At 67.7% G+C, this 20,783-nt stretch carries 14 protein-coding genes and 1 riboswitch; of the genes, 9 read left to right on the top strand and 5 right to left on the bottom strand.

All coding sequences use genetic code 11. The annotated features are described in order from the left end of the window. Nucleotides 1–4 precede the first annotated feature (4 nt). Nucleotides 5–119: riboswitch (SAM riboswitch) on the bottom strand. 333 nt (nt 120–452) lie between these two features. Together ACFWZ4_RS05615 and ACFWZ4_RS05620 are read left to right on the top strand one after the other, a co-directional pair. Beyond that, the gene (locus ACFWZ4_RS05615) at nt 453–1,172 is read left to right on the top strand and encodes a 2OG-Fe dioxygenase family protein (RefSeq protein ID WP_439703721.1); all 720 of its coding nucleotides are present in this window, start codon (nt 453–455) and stop codon (nt 1,170–1,172) included. Further along, a complete protein-coding gene (locus ACFWZ4_RS05620) occupies nt 1,169–1,822 on the top strand; it encodes a M24 family metallopeptidase (RefSeq protein ID WP_439703722.1) in 654 nt (217 codons plus the stop codon). The genes ACFWZ4_RS05615 and ACFWZ4_RS05620 overlap by 4 nt, the downstream gene beginning before the upstream one ends. Before the next feature lie 71 nt (nt 1,823–1,893). Here ACFWZ4_RS05620 and ACFWZ4_RS05625 read toward each other — a convergent pair whose 3' ends face one another. Next, on the bottom strand, nt 1,894–2,331 hold the full coding sequence (locus ACFWZ4_RS05625) for a hypothetical protein (protein WP_439703723.1): 438 nt from the start codon (nt 2,329–2,331) through the stop codon (nt 1,894–1,896). Between the two features lie 168 nt (nt 2,332–2,499). On the opposite strand from ACFWZ4_RS05625, the gene ACFWZ4_RS05630 reads away from it, so the two are divergent. The 6 genes from ACFWZ4_RS05630 (at nt 2,500) to ACFWZ4_RS05655 (ending at nt 11,320) form a co-directional block, all read left to right on the top strand. Further along, complete coding sequence (locus ACFWZ4_RS05630) at nt 2,500–4,101, top strand: peptide chain release factor 3 (RefSeq protein WP_439703724.1); 1,602 nt, start codon at nt 2,500–2,502, stop codon at nt 4,099–4,101. Between the two features lie 136 nt (nt 4,102–4,237). Further along, nucleotides 4,238–5,173: a lysostaphin resistance A-like protein gene (locus tag ACFWZ4_RS05635; protein ID WP_439703725.1), complete on the top strand. Its 936-nt coding sequence runs from the start codon at nt 4,238–4,240 to the stop codon at nt 5,171–5,173. Between the two features lie 83 nt (nt 5,174–5,256). Then, nucleotides 5,257–8,901, top strand: a complete 3,645-nt coding sequence (locus ACFWZ4_RS05640) for a response regulator (RefSeq protein ID WP_439703726.1) — start codon at nt 5,257–5,259, stop codon at nt 8,899–8,901. 10 nt (nt 8,902–8,911) lie between these two features. Further along, a complete protein-coding gene (locus tag ACFWZ4_RS05645; RefSeq protein ID WP_439703727.1) occupies nt 8,912–9,766 on the top strand; it encodes a CheR family methyltransferase in 855 nt (284 codons plus the stop codon). Nucleotides 9,767–9,773: 7 nt separating this feature from the next. After that, nucleotides 9,774–10,325, top strand: coding sequence for a chemotaxis protein CheB (locus tag ACFWZ4_RS05650; RefSeq protein WP_439703728.1), 552 nt, complete (start codon nt 9,774–9,776; stop codon nt 10,323–10,325). Continuing rightward, nucleotides 10,322–11,320 (top strand): diguanylate cyclase domain-containing protein, encoded by a 999-nt coding sequence (locus tag ACFWZ4_RS05655; protein WP_439703729.1) that lies wholly within the window; start codon nt 10,322–10,324, stop codon nt 11,318–11,320. Before ACFWZ4_RS05650 ends, ACFWZ4_RS05655 begins: the two co-directional genes overlap by 4 nt. A gap of 34 nt (nt 11,321–11,354) precedes the next feature. Here the strand turns inward: ACFWZ4_RS05655 and ACFWZ4_RS05660 are convergent, their stop codons facing one another. From ACFWZ4_RS05660 to ACFWZ4_RS05675, 4 genes are all read right to left on the bottom strand, one after another. Continuing rightward, nucleotides 11,355–12,872, bottom strand: coding sequence for a tryptophan halogenase family protein (locus tag ACFWZ4_RS05660; RefSeq protein ID WP_439703730.1), 1,518 nt, complete (start codon nt 12,870–12,872; stop codon nt 11,355–11,357). 109 nt (nt 12,873–12,981) lie between these two features. Continuing rightward, entirely contained in the window at nt 12,982–16,158 is a 3,177-nt protein-coding gene (locus ACFWZ4_RS05665; RefSeq protein WP_439703731.1) for a TonB-dependent receptor, read from the bottom strand. 422 nt (nt 16,159–16,580) lie between these two features. After that, the gene (locus ACFWZ4_RS05670; protein WP_439703732.1) at nt 16,581–19,052 is read right to left on the bottom strand and encodes an acyl-CoA dehydrogenase; all 2,472 of its coding nucleotides are present in this window, start codon (nt 19,050–19,052) and stop codon (nt 16,581–16,583) included. Nucleotide 19,053: 1 nt separating this feature from the next. Next, entirely contained in the window at nt 19,054–19,935 is an 882-nt protein-coding gene (locus ACFWZ4_RS05675) for an alpha/beta fold hydrolase (RefSeq protein ID WP_439703733.1), read from the bottom strand. A gap of 182 nt (nt 19,936–20,117) precedes the next feature. Between ACFWZ4_RS05675 and ACFWZ4_RS05680 the strand changes: the two genes are divergently transcribed. After that, nucleotides 20,118–20,696 carry a TetR/AcrR family transcriptional regulator gene (locus ACFWZ4_RS05680; RefSeq protein ID WP_231321410.1) on the top strand — a complete coding sequence of 193 codons (579 nt, stop codon included), beginning with the start codon at nt 20,118–20,120 and terminating at the stop codon, nt 20,694–20,696. The last annotated feature ends 87 nt before the right edge of the window (nt 20,697–20,783 follow it).

The following is a 20,783-nucleotide window of genomic DNA, read 5'->3' on the forward strand; positions in this document are numbered from 1 at the left end:
ACCACGCCCATCTCTCGGCGGCGCCAAGCGCCCCGCAGGAATTGGCACCGTCGCGGGAACGCTTCCCGCAGGTTGCCCCGGCATCAAAGGGCCTATCCCTCCGCCGGTCTCGATGAGTGGGGCGATTCTGGGGCTTGTCCGGGCGAACTGTCAATAGACGTTTAGACGTCTGGATGTCCTTAAGGCTAGATAAGCGCGGCGAAGTTGCGCCCTCTCCCCTGCGGGGAGAGGGCTGGGGTGAGGGGTCGCCCTGGCGGTAGACCAGCTACAGAGCGAGATAACGGAGCATCCTCACCGTACGAATGGGCTTCCCCGCGAGCCCCAGCCCCTCACCCAACCCTCCCCCCCGGCGGGGAGAGGGCTCGAGATCGCGCATGCTGATGCCCTCTCCCCGGCAGGAGAGGGCTCGGGATCGGGCGTATGCTGACATCCCCTCCCCACCCAACCCGAACATGACCGCCGCACTTCCCGCGCTGCACGAGCAGCTTCGCCAGGATGGCTTCGCCTTCGCCGCCGCCGGCACCATGCGCGACCTGCTCGATGCAGCCTCCCTGCCCGACTGGCAGGATTTCGCCGCCAGTTGGAACGACCTCGCCCCGGATGCCTACCTGGCCTCGACCGGCCGCCATCGGCGCCGCCGCCACGCGGTGTTCTCGGCCGACGCGCAGGGCGTCCACCGCGAGGCGCACCAGCCGCACTACCAGAGCAAGACCTACAACACGCTGCAGGGCGACATCGAGCGCTGGTTCGAGCCGATCGTTGCCGATGGCCCGACCCTTCGCCGCATCCTCGATTTCTGCCACCGCTTCTTCGGCGCGCTCGCACCGCAGGTGGTCCGCTGGCATCTGGAAGTGCATCAGTTCCGCATCGAGGCGCGCGCCGAGGAGGCGGGCGAGCCCACGCCTGAGGGCGTGCACCGCGACGGCGTGGACTACGTGCTGGTGCTGCTCATCGATCGCGCCAACATCGAAAGCGGTACCACCACCATCCATGATGCCGACGGCCACCTGCTCGGCAGCTTCACCCTCACCCACCCGTTCGACACGGCGCTGGTCGACGACGCCCGGGTGTTCCACGGCGTCACCGCCGTCACCCCGGTCGATCCCTCGCAGCCGGCGCACCGGGACGTACTGGTGGTGACCCTCCGCGCCGCCGCACGGCGTAGCACATGAACCGCGAAGCGGTCGGCCGGCGCTACGACGCGGCGCTGATGCAGCGCGCCCGCGACCGCAGTTGGGCGGTACTGCAGGCCATCCGCCAGGCGATGCAGCCAGGCATCGGCGAGGACGAGGCCAAGGCCATGGCGGCCCAGCTGTTCGTGGAGCATGGTGTCGAGCGCCTGTGGCATCCGGTGATCATCCGCATCGGCGCGAACACCACCAAGACCTATCGCCAGCGCTCCGATCCGAGCGTGCGGCTTGCCGAGAACGACATCTACTTCATCGACCTCGGACTGGTGTTCGACGGCCACGAGGGTGACGTGGGCGACACCTTTGCCATCGGCAACACGCCGCAACACCAAGCCTGCGCCGAGGCCGCCCGCACATTGTTCGACGAGGTGGCCCGAGCCTGGCGCGATGATGGCCTGAGCGGCCGGGCCCTGTACGCCTTCGCCACCGAACGCGCGCAGGCGATGGGCTGGCGCTTCAACCACGCGATCAAGGGCCACCGCCTGGGCGATTACCCGCATTCGGTGCACAAGGGCGGCGACCTCGGCGCGCTGGAAGGCAGGCCTTCGCCGGGGTTGTGGGTGCTGGAGATCCAGATCGCCCACCCGGCCGAGCCGTTCGGCGCGTTCTACGAGGATTTGCTCGGCGCCTAGCGCTTCGCTCCGTGCTAAACAAGGCCCATCGCCCTGGGGCGAAGGGCCTCGCCTCGCGCCAGCGTGCGCCGCTATTTCAGGATGAGCTCGCGGATCAGTTGGCTGCCGAGCAGCTCGCGCATCGATTCGCGGTCCATCATCGCCTTGTCCTGCGCCTCCAGCGAACCCATCACCTTGGCGCGGATGGCATCCGCCTCGTCGGTGCGATCGAGCGCCGCCATGTTCGGATAGGTGACGGCCAGGATCAGGTCCGCGTCCTGCGGCGTCCGCGGCTGCGCCTCGTAGACCGAATAGCCCATGATCAGGCCAGCCTTCTTGCTGGCCTCCATCGCGGTCTTGTAGGGGCCGTCCAGGTATTTCATGTAGTTGTTGAACTGGCCCGGCTTGATCTTGATGAAACTGACCTGCCTGACCGGCCCCTCCCTGTAGGGCTTGGTCTCTTGCGCGAAGGTCGAACCCATCACTGCGAGCAGCATCAACGACGCGAACAACATGGCGACACGTTTCATGGCCCACCTCCTTCAAAGGGGCGCGCACGCGTATGCGGCGCGCGCGCGACGCTACGCCCGCGCGATGTTGTGACGCGTGAACTGCGCGTGTGGTCAACGGGGTGCCGGGCAGGTGGCCTGGCCGATCCGGCTACAATGTGCGGTTCGACTCCCGCTCCGACCGCCCGCATGTCCACGCACGCCCAAGAAACCCGCCGCCGCCGCACCTTCGCCATCGTCAGCCATCCTGACGCGGGCAAGACCACGCTGACCGAAAAGCTGCTGCTGTTCGGCGGCGCGATCCAGATGGCAGGCAGCGTCAAGGGCCGCAAGGCCGCACGCCATGCGACCTCCGACTGGATGGCGCTGGAGAAGGAGCGCGGCATCTCGGTCACCTCCTCGGTGATGCAGTTCCCCTACGAGGGCAAGATCGTCAACCTGCTCGACACGCCGGGCCACGCGGACTTCTCCGAAGACACCTACCGCGTGCTCACCGCGGTGGACTCGGCGCTGATGGTGATCGACTGCGCCAAGGGCGTGGAGGAGCGCACGATCAAGTTGATGGAGGTGTGCCGCCTGCGCGACACGCCGATCATGACCTTCATCAACAAGCTCGACCGCGAAGGCCGCTCGCCGATCGAACTGCTCGACGAGGTCGAGTCGGTGCTCGGCATCGCCTGCACGCCGGTGACCTGGCCGATCGGCATGGGCAAGCGCCTGAAGGGCGTCTACCACCTGCTGCTGGACGAGGTGCACGTCTACGAGCCGGGCAAGAACTTCACGCGGCAGGACTCGACCATCTTCAAGGGCCTGGACGCGCCCGGCCTGGAAGCGGCGGTGGGTGCCGAGATGCTGGCCGAACTGCGCGACGAGCTGGAGCTGGTGCAGGGTGCCTCCAACCCGTTCGTGCTGGAGGATTACCTCGCCGGCAAGCTCACACCGGTGTTCTTCGGCTCGGCGGTGAACAACTTCGGCGTGCAGCTGCTGCTGGACTTCTTCGTCGAGCACGCGCCCAGCCCGCGACCCCGTGGCACGCTCGGCCGCGCGGTGACGCCCGAGGAGGAAAAGCTCACCGGCTTCGTCTTCAAGATCCAGGCCAACATGGACCCGGCGCACCGCGACCGCGTGGCGTTCATGCGCGTGTGTTCGGGCACCTACACCGCCGGCATGAAGATGCTGCAGACGCGCACTGGCAAGGAAGTGCGCATTGCCAACGCACTGACCTTCATGGCGAGCGACCGCGAGATCGTGGAGAGCGCCTATCCCGGCGACGTGATCGGCCTGCACAACCACGGCACCATCTCCATCGGCGACACCTTCACCGAAGGCGAGCCGGTCCATTTCACCGGCATCCCCAACTTCGCGCCGGAACTGTTCCGTCGCGCGCGCCTGCGCGATCCGCTCAAGATGAAGGCGCTGCAGAAGGGCCTGGCGCAGTTGTCGGAGGAAGGCGCCACGCAGTTCTTCCGCCCGCTGATGAGCAACGACCTGGTGCTGGGCGCGGTCGGCGTGCTGCAGTTCGACGTGGTGGCCTACCGGCTGAAGGACGAGTACGGCGTGGACGCCTCGTTCGATACGGTCGGCGTGGCGACGGCGCGCTGGGTGCACTGCGACGATCCGAAGATGCTGGAGGAATTCCGCGAGAAGAATGCGATGAACCTGGGCATCGATGCGGCGGGTGAATTGGTCTACCTGGCGCCCTCGCGGGTCAACCTGCAGCTGGCGCAGGAGCGCTGGCCGAAGGTGCGTTTCTCGGCCACGCGCGAGCACGCGGCCTCGGTCGAGGTATAGCCCACGTAGGATCGCACCTGTGCGGGATTGTCCCGGTCGCGCGCAAGTGCGCTCCTGCATGGCGCCCGGTTGACTTCCCGCACTGGGCCTGCGCCGCGACCGCTGCTAGCGTGCCCCTTCCAACAGGGGAAATCGCATGCACGGCTACCGTCTCGCCTTTGTCACGCCCACCCAGGCCCCGCGCTGGCAGCGCTGGCTGGTGTTCTCGCCGGTCGCCCGGCTGGTGTTCTTCACCGCGCTGCTGGTGGCCGCCAGCATGTTGTTCGGGCTCGTTCCGCACGGGCCGGCCGAGAGTCCGATCGCCAAGGGCCTGCGTGAGCTTGGCTTCCGCGCCGTGGCGCCGCTGCTCGCCTACCTGGTGCTGGTCAGGCTGATCGAGCGCCGGCCGGTGCGCGAACTGGCGTTGCGGCGCCTCGCGCCCGAGGGCGCGCTCGGGCTGGCCGCGGGCGCGCTGCTGTTCAGCGCCGTCGTCGGCAGCCTGTGGCTGCTCGGCAGTTACCGGATCATCGGCACCAACCCGGACGCGCACTGGCTGCTCGCGGCGCTGACGGTGGGCCTGGGCGCGGGCATCGGCGAGGAGATCATCTGCCGCGGCGTGCTCTACCGGATCGTCGAGGAAGGCCTGGGCAGCTGGACCGCGCTGCTGGTCTCGGCGCTGTTCTTCGGGGCGGCGCATCTGAACAACCCGGGCGCCACCCTGTGGGCCGGCCTGGCGATCGCCATCGAGGCCGGCATCCTGTTCGGACTGATCTACCTAGTGACCCGCTCGCTGTGGATCTGCATGGGCCTGCACGCGGCCTGGAACTTCATGCAGGGCACGGTCTACGGCATCCCCGTATCGGGCACCCGGGCGGATGGCTGGCTGGTCTCCACCCGCAGCGGGCCGGACTGGCTCAGCGGCGGCGTGTTCGGCGCCGAGGCGTCGGTGATCGCGCTCGTGCTGTGCACGCTGGTGTCCGCCATGCTGCTGGCGGTGGCGCTGCGACGTGGCCTGATCGTGCCGCCCAGCTGGCGCCGCCATAGCCCCGAACCGCGTTCCACTTCCCTACCCATGCCTACCCCGGGCAGCTAATCTGGTTCCATCGCCGGCGGCAGGCACCACGAGGTCGTGGCGGCAAGCACTCCACGGCCCTCCGCAACCACGGCGACACACGCATGCCGGCAGCAGTACCCGACGATTTCCAGCCCGATCCCTCACGTCACTCCTGGCTGGCCCACCTGCCGGTGCAGCGCAAGATGCTGCTGGTGATCGGCCCGCTGCTGATCGTGTTCCTGCTCGCCAACCTGGCCACGCTCTATTCGCTGCAGCAGCAGACGGTCAATCGGCGGTGGACCGAGCACACCTACCGTGTGTTGCTCGCCATCGATACGGTCAAGGACGCCATGCTGACCGCGCAGATCGGGGCCCGCGGCTACATGCTGACGCAGAGCACCACGGAACTGGCCGGATTCGAGCAGGGTGGCCGCAGCCTGGCCTCCGGGTTCAAGCTGCTGCGTACGCTGACCACCGACAACCCGCTGCAGCAAGCCAGGCTCGACCGGGCCGAGGCGCTGGCGACACGCTGGCAGCGCGAGATCGTCGCCTACGTCGTCACCCCGGTCGGCGGTGGCAAGCTCGACGCCGGGGCGCGCGAACGCATCCAGCAGGACTTCTTCGCCCACCGCACCGTCACCGCGCCGGACGTGACCGGCGTGCTGGCCCAGATGGCCGGCACCGAGGAGGCGCTGCTGGCCGAACGCAACGCGCGGCTGCAGCGGACGCTGGACCTCATGCGGGTGTTCAATGCGCTGGCCGCCGCGCTGTCGCTGCTCTACGGTGCCTACGTGCTGGAACTCACCCGGCGCATCATCACCCGGCCGCTGCACCAGATGACCACGCTGATGTCCCGCCTGGCGGCGCACGACCATTCGGTCACGATCACCCGCCAGGGTCGGCGCGACGAGATCGGCCAGATCGCGCGGGCGCTGGAAGTGTTCAAGCGGATGGCGATCGGCTCGAGCGAGCAGAACTGGGTAAAGAGCGAGATCTCGCGACTGGTCCAGCGCCTGCAGCAGCTCGGCACGCACCGCGACTTCGGCGCCGCCCTTGCCAGCGAACTGGCACCGCTGGCCCAGGCCGGGGTTGCTCTGTATTACGGCTACGACGCCGCAAGCGAGCGGCTGGACCTGCTCGGCAGCTATGGCCTGCGCCAGTCATGGGATCCGGCCGAAACCTACGTGCCAGGCGAGGGTCTGGTCGGGCAGTGCGTGATCGAGCGCAAGCCGATCGCCCTGGACGAGGTGCCCGAACGCTATCTGCGCATCCATTCGGCCGCCGGCGAAGCCCTGCCCGGCCACGTGCTGATCCTGCCCGTGCTGTTCCGCGAACGCCTGGTCGGCGTGCTGGAGCTGGCCAGCTTCAAGCCGCTGACGCCGTTGTGCCGCGAGTTCCTGGACGAGTTGCTGCCGATCGTCGCGCTCACCCAGGAAAACCTGACCCGCGCCATCGCCACGCAGGACCTGCTCGAGCAGACCCGCGAGCAGGCCGATCACCTGCGCCGCTCCGAGGAAGCGCTGCGCAGGCAGCAACAGGGCCTGCGCGACGCCAACGCCGCCTTGCAGACCAAGACGCGCGAGCTGGAGGAACAGTCCCAGCGCCTGACCGTTTCCGAGGAAGAGCTGCGCGTGCAGACGGAGGAGCTGCAGGCCTCCAACGAGGAGCTGCGCGAGAAGGGCGACATTCTCAAGCAGCAGAAGCAGGTGCTCGAGGCGCTGCAGCGCGAGACCGCGCAGAAGGCGCTCGAACTGGAGCGCGCCAGCCAGTACAAGTCCGACTTCCTGGCCAACATGTCGCACGAGTTGCGCACGCCGCTCAACAGCCTGCTGATCCTCTCGCGCAGCCTGGCCGACAACGACAGCGGCAACCTGGACGAGGAGCAGATCGAGTCGGCGCGGATCATCCACGACGCCGGTGCGAACCTGCTGCGGTTGATCAACGACATCCTGGACCTGTCCAAGATCGAGGCCGGCAAGATGGAGCTGGTCATCGACGAATTGCCGCTGCCGGTGTTCGCCCGCGCGCTCAAGCGCACCTTCGCGCACGTGGCGCAGGAAAAGGGCCTGGCCTTCGAAGTGCAGGTGGAGGAAAGCATGCCGCCGGCGCTGCACACCGACAGCGCGCGACTGGAACAGGTAGCCAACAACCTGCTCGGCAACGCGTTCAAGTTCACCGCTCGTGGCGGCGTGCGGGTGCGCATCGGCCATCCGGGGACGGAGACTCGCCTACCCCCCGCCCTGCTCGGCCAGTCGCTGGTGGCGATCGAGGTGAGCGACACGGGCATAGGCATTCCGGCGGAAAAGTTCGAGCGCATCTTCCAGGCGTTCGAGCAGGTCGATGCCGGAACCAGCCGCCAGTACGGCGGCACCGGCCTGGGCCTGGCGATCTGCAAGCGCATCGCCGCGCTGCTGGGCGGCGACATCGTGCTGCGCAGCACTCCCGGCGAAGGCAGCACGTTCACCGTGCTGCTGCCCGAAACCGCGCCGTCCGCTGCCTCCCCGCCCGTCACGGCAACCTCCGCGCATGCGCCAGCACCGGCGCCACGCACCCATACCAGCGCGTTGTTGCCCGAGGCGATCGACGACGACCGCGACCGGCTGGCGCCGGGCGACACGGTCATCCTGCTGATCGAGGACGACCCCGCCTTCGCCCGCATCCTGGCCGACATGATCCGTCGCAACGGCCACCGCGTGCTGGCCGCCGCCGACGGCGAGAGCGGCCTGGCGCTGGCGCGCGAATATCGCCCCACCGGCGTGTTGCTCGACGTGATGCTGCCCGGCATGGACGGCTGGACGGTCATGGAGCGACTCAAGACCGACGACGCCACGCGGCACATCCCGGTGCATTTCATCTCCGCCATCGACGAGGCCGGCCGCGGCCGGGAGCTGGGCGCCGTCGGCTTCCTCACCAAGCCGGTCAGTCGCGAAGCGATCAACGCGGCGTTCGAACGCCTGCTGCACTTTGCCGAAGGCAAGACGCGCCGGCTGCTGGTGGTGGACGACGATGCCGCCTCGCGCGCCGCCGTGCGTTCCATGCTTCGGGGCGAAGGGGTGGAAATCGACGAGGCCGATTCGGCCGAGGCCGCGCTGCACATGACGGGCGAGGCGAAATACGACTGCATCGTGCTGGACCTTGGCCTGCCCGGCATGTCGGGCATGGAACTGCTCGAGCACCTGGCCGCCACGCCCGCGGGCGTGCCGCCGGTGGTGATCTATTCCGGCCGCGACCTGAGCCGCGAGGAAAACCTCAAGCTTCGCCAGTACACCGACGCCATCGTGGTCAAGGGCGCCCGTTCGCCCGAACGGCTGCTGGACGAGGTCAGCCTGTTCCTGCATTCGATCCAGCACGCACCGCGCAACGCCGCGGAACAACCGCCGCCGGGCGAGGAACTGAAGGGTCGCCGCGTGCTGCTGGTGGACGACGACATGCGCAACCTGTTCGCACTGTCGAAGGTGATGCGCGGCTGGGGACTGGCGGTGACCATGGCGCAGGACGGCCACAAGGCGCTCAAGGCGCTGGAGGACAACCCGTCCACCGAGCTGGTGCTGATGGACATCATGATGCCCGGCATGGACGGCTACGAGACGATGCGCGCGATCCGCGCACAGGGCGAGTTCGCCGAGCTGCCGATCATCGCGCTGACTGCCAAGGCGATGCGCGGCGACCGCGAGAAATGCCTGGAGGCCGGTGCCAGCGACTACCTCTCCAAGCCGGTGGACATCGACAAGCTCGCCTCGCTCCTGCGCGTGTGGCTGCCACACTGAGCGCCGGTCGATGGACCTGATCGATCCCGCGCTGGAAAACATTGAACTGGAGCTGTTCGTGCGCGCGCTGCGCCAGCGGCACGGCTACGACTTCGGCCATTACGCGCCGGCCTCGCTCCGGCGGCGCGTGCGCCAGCTGGTGCACGCGCACGGCACCGGCACGATCAGCGCGCTGACCGGCCGGCTGCTGCACGAGCCGGAATTCGTGTTCGAGGTGATCGAGGGCCTGTCCGTGCCGGTCTCGGACATGTTCCGCGACCCGCCGGTGTTTCGCGCGTTGCGCGAACAGGTGCTGCCGCTGCTCGCTTCCTGGCCGCGCATCAACATCTGGCAGGCCGGTTGCGCCAGCGGGCAGGAGGTGTACTCGCTCGCCATCCTGCTGGAGGAGGAAGGGCTCTACGAGCGCTGCCAGATCTACGCCACCGACTTCAACCCGGCCGCGCTCAGGCGCGCGCAGGAGGGCATCTACCCGGTCCGCGTCGCGCAGGCCTGGTCGCGCAACTACCAGGAGGCCGGCGGCCGCCATTCGCTGGCCGACTACTACAGCGCGCGCTACGAGTTCATCAAGCTCGACCAGCGCCTGCGCCGCAACGTCAGCTTCGCCAACCACAACCTGGTCACCGACAAGGTGTTCTGCGAGGCGCAACTGGTGCTATGCCGCAACGTGCTGATCTACTTTGCCACCCCGCTGCAGGACCGGGTGCTGGGGCTGTTCCGCGACAGCCTCGTGCGTGGCGGCTTCCTTTGCCTGGGGCTGCGCGAGAGCCTGGACTTCGCCCCCAGCGCCGCCGATTTCACGGCGCTCGATGCCGACCTGCGCATCTACCGCCGCAACGTGTTTTCCGCTTCCGATGGCGCGGCTTGAGGCCATCGTGATCGGCTGTTCGGCCGGCGGCCTGGGCGCGCTCGAGCCGTTGCTGCGCGCGCTCGCGCCGCCGCTCCCGCTGCCGGTGATCGTCTGCAGCCACAGCGCCGAGCCGGGCACCGGCCTGCTCGTACCGCTGCTGGCGCGGTACACGCGGCTGCCGGTGCGCGAGGCGCGCGAGCGCTGGCCGGTCGAGGCGGGGACCATCCACCTGGCGCCGCCCGGTTATCATCTGCTGATCGAGCGCGACCGTTGTTTCGCCTATTCGGTGGACGAGCCGGTGCACTACTCGCGCCCCTCGATCGACGTGCTGTTCGAGAGTGCCGCGGACGCCTACGGCGCCGGCCTGGCCGGCGTGATGCTGACCGGCGCCAGTCCTGACGGCGCGCAGGGCCTTGTGCGCATCCGCCAGGCCGGCGGCCTGGCCATCGTGCAGGAGCCGGCCGATGCGCTCGCGCCGGCGATGCCGCAAGCCGCGCTCGACCAGGCCGGCGCCGATCACTGCCTGCCCCTGGCGCGGATCGCGCCGCTGCTCAACGAACTGGCTCACCGCGAATGAACGACACGACGCGACCGAAAATCCTGGTGGTCGACGACACCCTCGCCAACCTGGTGGCGATGCGCCGCCTGCTGGCCCACGCCGGCGCGGACCTATACGAGGCCGGCAGCGGCAACGAGGCGCTGGCGCTGTGCCTGGACCATGAGTTCGCGCTGATCCTGCTGGACGTCAACATGCCGGACATGGACGGCTTCGAGGTGGCCTCGCTGCTCACCGAGGCCGACCAGATGCACGAGACGCCGATCATCTTCGTCACCGCCGCCTATGCGGACGATCTCAACCGGCTCAAGGGCTACCGCTCCGGCGCGGTGGACTACATCGCCAAGCCGATCAACGACGTGATCCTGCAGTCGAAGGTGCGCGTGTTCCTGGAGCTCTACGGCGCGCGCGTGAAGCTGGAACAGACCCTGGAGGAACTGTCCGAGCGCAACCACCAGCTGCAGCAGGAGATCGCCGAGCGCGAGCGCGTCGAGGCGCAGGTGCGCCATCAGGCGACCCACGACATGCTGACCGGCCTGCCCAACCGCGTGCTGTTCCATGACCGCCTCGGCACCGCGCTTGCCCATGCGGTCGAGGGCGGCCCGGGCTTCGCGCTGGTGTTGCTGGATATCGATGGCTTCAAGGGCGTGAACGACCGCCACGGCCATCCCGCCGGCGACGCGCTGCTGCAGGCGATCGCCGCGCGACTGAAGCTCAACCTGCGCGCGGGCGACACAGTGGCGCGGTTGGGCGGCGACGAATTCGCGCTGATCGTGGGCGAGATGGAGGAGCTTCCGGTGCTGCTGCGCCGCTGCGAGGAACTGGGCGCCAGCCTGGCCGAGCCCTACCCGCTGGTGTCGCCGCAGGGGACTTTCGAGGCCCGCGTCAGCGCGAGTATCGGAGTGGCGCCGTGGAGCGCGCAGGTGGCCAGCGACGAAGCGCTGATCCAGGCCGCCGACCGGGCGTTGTACCGCGCCAAGGGCGACGGCAAGAACCGCTGCGTGCTGGCGGACTGATGCATCGTCCGCGCCGTTGGCGCCAGGTCGACTGTCAGGCCGTGGCGGCCCGGCAGTGCGCGTCGATGTAGTCCTGGTGCGACGGCATGGCTTGGGCGCTCGCGGCGATGGTCCGGCGCACGCGCTCGACGAACGCGACCAGGTCCGCCTCGGGCACCTCGTCGACGATGGGATGGTAGCCGCGCGGCAGGATGCGCTGTCCAAGCATCACCTGCACCCAGCTCGGCAACGCGAAGAAGTCCTCGCCGTTGCGGAAATAGCGGCCGTCGGCCCGGAACAGCTCGATCGTCTCGCGCAGCGGATCGGGGATGGCCATCGTGCGGCAGTGGTCCCAGAACGGCGTGTCGTCGCGTTCGGTCGCGTGGTAGTGCAGCACCAGGAAATCGCGTACGCGCTCGTGCTCGAACGCGGACTCGCGGTTGAAGCGATCGGCCAGCATCGGGTCGAACCCGCGCGTCGGGAACAGGCCGAGCAGGCGCTGGATGCCCGACTGCGCCAGGTAGATGGCGGTCGATTCGAGCGGCTCCATGAAGCCACCGGCCAGGCCGACCGCAACGACGTTCTTGTCCCAGAACCGTCGGCGCCTGCCGGGGGTGAAACGCAGCGGGCGCGGCTCGCCCAGTACCTTGCCGTCGAGGGTCCCGAGCAGTGTCGCGGCCGCTTCGTCGTCGCTGATGTGCCGGCTGGCATACACGTAGCCATTGCCGGTGCGGTGCTGCAGCGGAATCCGCCATTGCCAGCCCGCCGCGCGCGCCGTCACGCGCGTGTACGGCGTCAGCGGCCCGGCGCTCTCGCAGGCCACGACCATCGCGCGGTCGCACGGCAGCCATCGGCTCCAGTCTTCGTAGCCGGCCTTGAGGGTCTTTTCGATCAGCAGGCCGCGGAAGCCCGAGCAATCGACGAACAGTTCGCCCTCGATCCGCTCGCCGCCCTGAAGCACCACCGCTTCGATGAAACCGTCCTCGCCGCGCTGGACGACGTCGACGATGCGGCCTTCGATCCGCTGCACGCCGCGGCGTTCGGCCAGCTCGCGCAGGTAGCGCGCATACAGCCCCGCATCGAATTGGTAGCCGTACGCGATATCCGCCAGCGGCGAACCGGGCGGCGCGTCGGCCACCTCGGCCGTGAACCTGTCCTGCGGCGCCGCGACGGTCGGCAGCGAGAACGCGCCGATGTCCGGGGCGCGGCCGGCGAGAAACAGCTTCAACCAGTACTGGTGGAACGGCAGCGGACCCAGCGAACGGCCGATCGTGCCGAAGCCGTGCACATAGCTGTCTCCGATGCGCCCCCAGTCGTTGAACTGGATGCCGAGCTTGAAGGTCCCTTGCGTCCGCGCGACGAAGTCCGCCTCGCGGATGCCCAGCACCTGGGCGTTGAAGGTTTTCATGAACGGGACGGTGGACTCGCCCACGCCGACGATGCCGATCTCCTCCGATTCGACCAGGCGGATGCGGGTGCCCTTGCCCAGGTAGGTGGCCAATGCCGCCGCGGCCGTCCAGCCGGCGCTGCCGCCGCCCACGACGACGATGGTGCGGATGCGGTTGTCGTCCATCGCTGCTGCCCGGAGTGAGATGCACATAAGAAAAACGGCAGTGCCGGGGGAGTACAGGCGACTGCCGTTGGAAGGTGCCCGTGCCTTGCGGCACGGGCCAAAGGCCTCCCTAGAACTTGTACGTCAGGCCCATGTACACGATGCGGCCGGCATAGCCATTGGAGTAGAAGCGGGCCTTGGTGTCGTTGCCCAAGTGCGAGCGCGACTCCTCCTTGGTGAGGTTGAGCACCGACGCGGTGACGCTGAACGCCTTGGTGATGTTGTACGCGGCGTTCAGGTCGATCTGCTGGTAGGGCTCTTCGTAGACGTTCAGGCCGTTGACCAGGCCGTCCACTACTTCGCCGCGGCGGTTGTACGAGGCGCGCGCCAGGAACCGCTCGGTTTCGTAGAACACGGTGAAGTTCGCCTGGTTCTTGGCGCTGCCGACCAGCGGCGACTTGCCGATCTCGGTGCCGTCCTCCAATGTGATCGCCGCCTCGTTGGTCTTGTTGTAGGTGTAATTCACCTGGAAGCCTAGGCCGAAGTCCAGCGTGTGCTGCGCGTACAACTCGACGCCCTCGGACACGCCATCGCGGCCGCCGGCGGTGGTCGAGTAGTTCTGCACCGTCACGCTTTCGCCGCCGACGTCCAGGGACACGTCCTGCACCACCGGCACCGAGAAATTGCTGACGTCCTTGCGGAACACGTCCACGCCGAGCACCGAGCCGGGATGGAAGTACCACTCCGCGCCCAGGTCGTACTGGGTCGCCTTGTACGGCTCCAGCTGCTTGTTGCTGCCCGCGCCGTACCAGCCGACCTCGTCGCCGCCGCCGATCAGGCGGCGGTCGTTGACGTATTCCTGGCTGTAGTACTGCAGGCCGCCCGGGGAGGCGATGTCGTTGTAGCTGGGGCGCGAGATCACCTTCGAGGCGGCGCCACGCAACACCAGGTCGTCGGTCAGGTCGTAGGCGACGTTGAAGCTGGGCAGCACGTCGGTGTAGGTGCGGTCGAGGGCACTGACCACGAACGAGGACACATGTCCGGTGGCCGGGTTGGTCTGGCTGTCCGGCAGCGTGGTGAAGCCGCTGACGCAGCCGGAACCGTCGGGCGCGCCGGCTGCCGGCAGGTTGCCGGTCTGGCAGGGCGCCGGATTGCCATCGGGGCCGTCGAAGAAATAGTCGTTGTAGTAATCGACCTGGTCGGTCGAGTCGGCATGCTGACGGGTGCGCGCCAGGCGCACGCCGACGTTGCCGCGCAGGCGTTCGGTCTTGAAGTTGAGCTGCACGTACCCCGAGTAGATCTTCTCGCCGACGTTGTAGATGAAGTTGTCCTCGTTGCGGGTCTGCATCTCCCCGTAGTTCTGGTTGAGGTAGGCAACGTAGGCGGGGTAGTTGATCGCCGGGAACGAACTGGCGTTGATGCCGCCAGCGAGGTTGCCGAGCGACTGGCCATACAGGAACTGCGGCTGGAACACGGAGGCGGTGGGATCGCAGCCGTTCTGGAAGCGGTTGTCGTAGTCAGCCGGGTCTGTGCCCTGGCAGACCCAGTAGTTGTTGCCCGTGCTGCGGTGGGTGCCACCGTTGCGGTACTTAACGCCGAACTGCAGCGAGTCCATCCAGTCGCCGTAGGCGTGCCAGGTGAAGTCGGCCTGGGCGTATTTCTGCTTGGTTTCGTTGCGGGTCCAGGAGGATCCGGTCGAGCCCAGATCGACTTCGCCGATGCCGTTCAGGAGGTTCGCCATCAGCTGCGGCGAGAACGTCATCGTCGGCGTGCCGGCCAGGCTCCAGGAGCTCATGGTGTTGCCGAGGTCATAGTCGCCGGTCGCGTTCTGGCGGCGCGGCTTGATCGGTACCGAGATCTGCAGCTGCGGGCCTCCGGTGGCCCAGGTGCGGCCGGCCTTGACGCTGGCGTCGAAGGACTCGCCGACCCATTCGGCGCCGAAGTCCGCGGTCTGCGACAGCGCGCTCTCGTGGTTGTAGCTGCCGGTGATCTGCGGAGTCGGGATGCTGCAATCGTCCGGACCGAAGCCGCCGGTGTTGGTCAATCCGCCCGCGGCTGCCTCGTCGCCGCTGCAGTAGTAGGTCTTGCCCGGGTGCACCGAGTAGTCGGCGCCGGTGACGATGGTGCCGCTGGGGTCGAAGGTCAGTCCGTCGAGCATGCGGCCGCCCGGCCAGTTGCCGTCACCGGCATAGCGGGCGAGGTTCCATTCCGGAATCTTCAGCGTATTGGTCTGGGAATCCTGCGACAGGTCGAAGCGGAAGTAGTTGGCCGTAAGCGTGAGGTTGTCGACCGGCCGGAACTGCAGGGTCACCTGCCCGCCCTTGCGCTCGCGGTTCTCGTTGGTGACGTTGAGGTTCACGGAGGTCGGCATCATGAAGTTGCAGTAGTAACCGCACTCCGTGGGCCAGCCGTCCTGGAAGGTGCCGGTGTAGGGATGGTTCTGGTCGTTGAAGCCCGACTGGCCCCACCAGTAGGACGTCATGCCCGACGGCTTGCCGTTGACGTCGGTGGCCGGGTGCGCGTCGTAGTCGTCGCCGTACCACTGCCAGTTCTCGGTGCTGGCGCCCATGGTGCGCGTGGTGCGCTTCTGGCTGGTGTAGCCGACCAGGAAGCCGAAACGCTCGTCCTTGTCGTGCCAGGAGTACTGACCGGAGAACTGCCCGTCCGTCTTCTTGGTCGTGTCGGCCCACGTGCCTTCGGCGGAAACGAAGCCGCTGTTCGCCTCCATCTCCAGCGGGCGACGCGTATGCAGGATCACGGTACCGCCGATGCCGCCCTCGTCGATGCGCGCTTCGGGCGTCTTGAACAGCTCGGCGCTGGAAAGCATGTTCGACGGCAACAGCGTGTAATTGAACGAGCGCGTCGGGTCACCGTTGGATTCGGCGGTGGCGACGTAGTTACCGTTCAATTCGGTAAGCGTCAACTCCGAGGACAGTCCGCGTACGCTGACGTTCTTGCCCTCGCCGCCATCGCGCGAAATGATCACGCCGGGCACGCGCTGCAGGGCATCGGCCACGTTCTTGTCGGGGAACTTGCTGACGTCCTCGGCGGTGACCACCTCGACGATCGCGTTGGCTTCGCGCTTCTGGTCCAGGCTTTTCTCGATCGAGTAGCGGTAGCCGGTGACCTGGACCTTCGATAGTGATACGGCCTGGTCCGGCGGCGCTTTGGCGCCTTTGCCGGTGTCGGCCTGGCTTTGCTGGGGCTGGCTTTGCTGGTCTTGCGTCTGCGCGTGCACGTTGCCGCAATAAAGCGCCGTCAGAACCGCAGCGGCCAACAGCGTGACCGGCACGAATGGGCTTTTCATGGTTCCCCTCCCGAGAGAATTTGGATCGTTACAAATTCAGAGCAAACTGCATCCCCTGCGCTCGATCTGGACCCGCCTTGCCACCTGCTCCCGACCTGGACGGTTTAGATCGATCTAAATATGGTGCCGCCGAAACATAGCCCAATTTTCCGGCGATGTAATGCTGCGAGACAGCAAGGCAATGAGCTGCGGACGCACGGCGGTGCCGCGTCCGGTTCGGCGCATGAGAGACAGCCAGAGATAGCGTCCCCGCCGGGCGAGGCCGACGCCACGCGGTTGGGGTGCTGCGGGGACGATTGTGCGACGTGATGGAAAACCCAGAGCCGCTTAGCCCTCCCCGATAGGGAGGGCTTCGCCGCTGCTTATTGTGACCTGTCGATTCAAGGGAGGGCCGGGATGGGTGCTGAGCCCACCCTGGAGCGTCAGGCCACCGCTACCGAACGCGGCTTGTGGTCGGAACGGGTCACCTTCGCACCCAGTTCGGACGGATCGAAATCGTCCACCGAGATGAACTCGAATACGCCTTCGTGCACACGCCTGAGAAGCGCGGCCTCGGCCTCGGTGATCACGCCTTCGCGCACCGCCTCGGCCAGCTGGCCTTCGTAGTCGTGCGCCTGCAACTGGCCGGCCTTCAGCGCCTTGCCGAACTTGCGCTCGACCGGCTCGGCGGCGATCACGTCGGGCAGCAGTGCATTCATGCGGCCGATGGTGTTGTTCGGCGTCGGAGTGAGGTAGACCCAATCGATCAAGCGGTCGCGCGCCTCGCCCGGCGCGGTCAGGATGGCGGCCACGCGCCGGCCCAGGCGATCCGACGGCGGCACTTCACGACGGCCGAACGGGAACACCAGCACGCGCAGCAGGAAGCCGACCGGCTTGACCGGGAAGTTGCGGATCGCCCCGTCCAGCGCCATCTGCGTGCGCCACATGCACTCGTGGAAGGCCCAGGCGAGCAGCGGACGGTCCGCTTCCGGACGGCCAGTGTCCTCGTAGCGCTTGAGCATGCTGCTGGCGATATACAGGAACGAGAGCACATCGCCCAGGCGCGCCGAGAGCTTTTCCTTGAACTTCAGCTTGCCGCCCAGCACGCCCATGAACACGTCGGCGCACAGGGCCAGCGCGGCCGAGTAGCGATCGAGCTTGCGGTAGTAGCGGCGCGTATAGGCGTCGCCCGCGCTGTGGCCGATCGACGCGCCGGTGATGCCGAGCACGAAGCTGCGCACTGCGTTGGAAATGCCGAAGCCGATGTGGCCGAACAACAGCCGGTCGAAGGTGCGCAGCTTCTCGCCGTAGTCGGCGATGGAGAGCGCCTGCATTTCCTTGAGCACATACGGATGGCAGCGGATCGCGCCCTGGCCGAAGATCATCAGGCTGCGCGTCATGATGTTCGCGCCTTCCACGGTGATCGCGATCGGCACGCTCTCCCAGCCGCGCGCGGCGTAGTTCTTCGGGCCCAGCTGCACTGCCTTGCCGCCGTGCACGTCCATCGTGTCGCTGGCGACCTGGCGTGCCCATTCGGTGGCGTGATACTTGGCGATGGCCGAGGTCACCGCGGGCTTCTCGCCGCGGTCGACCGCCGCCGCGGTGGCGCGCGAGAGCGCCGCGGTGGCGTAGGTCAGGCCGCCGATGCGCGCCAGCGCTTCCTCCACGCCCTCGAAACGCGCGATCGCCAGACCGAACTGCTTGCGCATGCGCGCATAGGCGCCGGTCGCCGCGGCGGAGGCGCGCATCGCGCCGGTGGCGTTCGATGGCAGCGAGATGGCGCGGCCGACCGACAGCACCTCGACCAGCATGCGCCAGCCGTGGCCAGCCATCTGAGGTCCGCCGATGATCGTCGACAGCGGCGCGAACACGTCCTTGCCACGCACCGGGCCGTTCTGGAACGGGATGTTGAGCGGGAAGTGGCGACGGCCGACTTCCAGGCCCGGGGTCGTGTGCGGCAGCAGCGCCAGCGTGATGCCCAGGTCCTCGGTCGGCCCCAGCAGGTGCTCGGGGTCATACATGCGAAAAGCCAGGCCGATCACCGTGGCGATCGGCGCCAGCGTGATGTAGCGCTTGTCGAAGTTGAGCTTCACGCCCAGCGTCTCGACACCGTCGACCACCTGCTTGCAGACGATGCCGTAGTCGGGAATCGAGGTGGCGTCGGAGCCCGCGTAGGGGCCGGTCAACGCGAAACAGGGGATCTCCTCGCCGACGGCCAGGCGCGGCAGGTAGTGGTTCTTCTGCTCATCGGTGCCGTAGTGCAGCAGCAGTTCGGCCGGCCCCAGCGAATTGGGCACGGCCACCGTGGACGACACCGTGGCCGACGCCGTCGACAGCTTCTGCAGTACCGCCGAATGCGCCAGCGCGGAGAACTGCAGGCCGCCGTACTGCTTGGGGATGATCATGCCGAAGAACTTGTTCTTCTTGATGAACGCCCAGACCTCCGGCGGCAGGTCCGCCAGTTCGTGGGTGATCTGCCAGTCGTCGATCATCGCGCACAGCTGTTCGACCGGGCCGTCGAGGAAAGCCTGCTCCTCGGTGCTGAGCTCGGGCTTGGGCTGCGCAAGCAGTTGCTTCCAGTCCGGCATGCCAGAGAACAGTTCGCCCTCGAAACCGACCGTGCCGGCCTCGAGCGCGGTCTGCTCGGTGGCCGAGAGCGTGGGCGTGGCGCGGGCGAACATCTTAAGCAGTGGCGCGCTGACCTGGCGCCGGCGGAAGGCCGGCATCAGCAGCGGCACGGCGATCAACAGCTCGATCACGAGCAGGACGATCATCGTCGCCCAAGCGCCGGTCAGCACGCCCACCACCAGCGTGGCGGCCACCGTGGCGATCGCCCAGGTGCGCAGGCTGGTGCGGTGGTAGGCACAGGCACCGGTCGCCACGATCGCGGCCAGCAGGGTCAGGAACACGGACATGTCAATGCACCTCTTGCGGAATGGTCGGGCGGGCAGCGCCGTCCGTGTAAACATCTTCGATGAAAGCGGCGATTTCGCGCGTAAACGCGTCATTGGCGTCGCCGGCCAGCATGTGCGTGGCGCCGGGCACTTCCACATGGCGCGCGTGCGGCACCAGGTTCAGGAACTCGGCCACGGTCTCGCGCGAGACGACGTCGCTGCGTTGCCCGGAGAGCAGCAGGACCGGCACGTCCACACGGGCCGCCGCGGCCAGCAGGCGTGGCTGGTAGCGCTCGCTTTCCCGCACGACACCCGCCAGCATGGCCGGGTCCCAATGCCAGCGCAGGCGACCGTCGTTGCCTTCGCGCAACAGCGGTTTGAGCTGCTCTTCGCTCTTGCGCTCGCGTCGTTGCGGCAAGTAGGCGGCGATCTGTTCCGCCGCTTCGGCGTAGCCGGCGAAGCCGTCCGGGTGGGCCTGCATGAAGGCCAGGATGCGTTCGACTCCGGCGGTTTCCCAACGCGGCGTGATGTCGACCAGCACCAACGCGCGGAACGGCGCCGGGCGGGCCTCGCCCGCCAGCACCAGCCCCAGCAAGCCGCCCATCGAGGCGCCGACCAGTACCGGCGCCTCGGGCTGCGCCAGCGCCAGCGCATGAAGGTCGCTGGCGAACTGGTCCATATGGTAGTCGCCGCCAGCGACGCGGCCGCTCTCGCCATGGCCGCGGCTGTCGAAGCTCACGCAGCGGCATCCCCGCGCCGCCAGCGCGTCGGCCGCACCATTCCAGGCGCCGCGGGTCTGACCGAAACCGTGGGCGAACAGCAGCGACCGCACACCGGCACCGTTGCGTGTTTCAACCGCCAGATGCAGGCCATCAGGGGCGTAAAAGCGATCATTCGAAACCATACGCGTGAGTATGGTTTGGCCCGCACGCGAGGTCAACTGCCGCGCTCCTTGCAGAAGTCCACGTGGTGCCGCTCCCCGGGCATCGAGGGCAGGACCATCGCCCGCTAGCGGGCTTCGACAAGGCCGGAGCGACTGTCGCGCCCGCCTGTCGCGGCCCTGCCCACAAGCGCTACCATGCGCAGATGAACGCCAGCAGCAAGCCCGAACGTACCCGCCTGTCCGCCGAAAACTGGGAGGACGCCGCCCTGGATCTGATCGCCGAGCAGGGCGTCGGGGCGCTGGCGGTGGAGGCCCTGGCCCGCCGGCTGGGCGTGACCAAGGGCAGTTTCTACTGGCATTTCCGCACCCGCGAAGCGCTGCTGCAGGCCGCGCTGGAACGCTGGGAGCAGTACGGCGAGCGCGAGGTCATCGCGCAGATCGAGTCCATCGCCGATCCGCGAGAGCGCCTGCCCGAGCTGTTCCGTCGCGTCGCCCACGAACTGCGCCCACACCGTGTCTACGCGGCGCTGCTCAAGGCGCTGGATCACCCGCTGGTGGTGCCGGTGATGGCGCGCGTGTCGCAGCGGCGCACCGAATTCCTTGCCACCGCCTTCCGCGAGGCCGGCTTGCCGCCGGTCCAGGCGCTCAACCGGGCGCGGCTGACTTACGCCGCCTACGTCGGCTTCCTGCAACTCAATTTCACGCTCGGCCTGCCCCGCATCAGCCACGAGGACTTCGACGCCTACGTGGAACACATGATCGCGACATTGATTCCGGCCTGATAAACCTCTCGGGGGCGGTTGCGCGCGTCTGCGCGCGCCTTTTGCTGCACTCAACCTTGCAATACCAGTGCACGCAAACTAGCGTTT

The sequence above is a fragment of the Frateuria sp. GZRe12 genome (assembly GCF_051900535.1).
In the GTDB taxonomy this organism is placed as follows: Bacteria; Pseudomonadota; Gammaproteobacteria; order Xanthomonadales; family Rhodanobacteraceae; genus Frateuria_A.